Consider the following 1,548-nt stretch of genomic DNA (forward strand, 5'->3'; position numbering starts at 1 on the left):
CTCCTGCCGTTGCTTCAAGACACCATTGTCTCAAAGCGGTCGTGCACTTGTATCGTCTGACAGTCAGTCTTCTCCTACCAGTCATACATCTGTTTCACATACCATCGCTGTAAAGCTGTTGCCCCAAAGAGTTGCAGGACATCACCGGTCCTACTCTTCACCCACCGAGCCGGACAGGTGACAAAGTGGTGGATAAACTTTTTGAGACGTGCTTTTGAGCTAATAAGTCGCCCGCTCCGCTTTGACACCTCTGAAACATATTTCGTGTAGAAGTTCCTCAGCAATGCCGTAAGGAGCATAAACACAGTATTTTGATTCATGTCAGAGCTTGGCAGGTGTGCCCAGTTAAAGTCGTTATTCATCTGGTCGAAGACCCGCTCAATACTGCCTCTCTTATTGTAGTACCTTATGATCTCCTCTTCGCTACTCTTCCAATCATTTGTGATGATGCTAAAGTATCGATACTTCATCTCCTTATCATCAGAAAACATAGTGCCCTCAGACCATCCATCATTGTAGCGATAAAGCACGACCCTGTAACTCCTCCCCCTGATAAACTCGTCTGCCATCACGCTCCTGGCTTCCACCTCTCTCATACCTCCGGTGCTGCCTCTGAGCCTTAGCAGCTTCCATCCGGAAGTGCTTTCCTCAACTAACGACCTATGATAGGGGGTGTCTATGGCACGGATATAAAAGAGGTCGGAATACTCCTCCACCACCTAGATTACCTCTCTGCTGTACGATCCGGCGTCCATTCTTGAGCGCTTCACCTTCACCCCCTCCTTTAGAAGTGCTTCATAGGCTAATCGAAGTGTCCTCGCCTGATCAAAAATCACGGGTGCATTTCCTCCACGCCCCTCAATACTGATAGGATGACCATTGGCAAAGGCAATCCCGGGGGCATACCCCATTACGTCCTTCTTATAGGTCCATGCAGAGTCTCGTTTCCTTGTCCGGATAATTTGGTTGTCGTAGTCAAAGTCGCAGGCTTTGCCACGCTCCAACAGCCCTATCTCAATAGTCCCTTTTACCAAGAGTTCGTTCAGCTTTGAATTACGATTGAACGCATAGTTTATCCCTGACCCCCTCGCTTTCACCAATTCATCTTCAACCGACAGTTTCTTGAGTGTCCGAAGCACACTATCTGCACTCGGAGCCTTTATGTAAGGGCTTTGAGATAACTCGGGGACTAAGAGATTAATGTCCTCAACACACGTGCCACCAGATAAAACGCTGAGGAATAGAGCATTGATCACCTCTGAGTAGGAGTATCCACCACCGGTGCTGCTCCTTACTCCCAGCTCCTTGTCACACAGCTCAAGAATCTTTTCGTACTCCTTGGAGTGAAAAACAAGATTTAGTCCGCCAAAACGCTGTGCCCTCTCGGAAATTACTCGTACCTTTACCATACCTTTATAGGGTGTTAGATATTGTTGATCAGTTATTTGTGTCAATATAAAGATAGCAATTTCTAACGACAAAGGGTGAGATTTCTTGCGATTTCTCACCCTTCATTTTTTGCTCCTAACTCAGCTTGCGGAATCTAGG

At 47.1% G+C, this 1,548-nt stretch carries 2 protein-coding genes; both read right to left on the reverse strand.

Annotated features, from left to right (window positions below; translation table 11 throughout):
- Positions 1-74 precede the first annotated feature (74 nt).
- On the reverse strand, positions 75-719 hold the full coding sequence (locus HMPREF2890_RS00095) for a transposase (RefSeq protein ID WP_070463837.1): 645 nt from the start codon (positions 717-719) through the stop codon (positions 75-77).
- Positions 720-1,409, reverse strand: a complete 690-nt coding sequence (locus tag HMPREF2890_RS00100; protein ID WP_148130622.1) for a hypothetical protein — start codon at positions 1,407-1,409, stop codon at positions 720-722. It lies immediately after the preceding gene.
- Positions 1,410-1,548 lie beyond the last annotated feature (139 nt).

The sequence above is a fragment of the Porphyromonas sp. HMSC065F10 genome, from assembly GCF_001808555.1.
GTDB lineage: Bacteria > Bacteroidota > Bacteroidia > Bacteroidales > Porphyromonadaceae > Porphyromonas_A.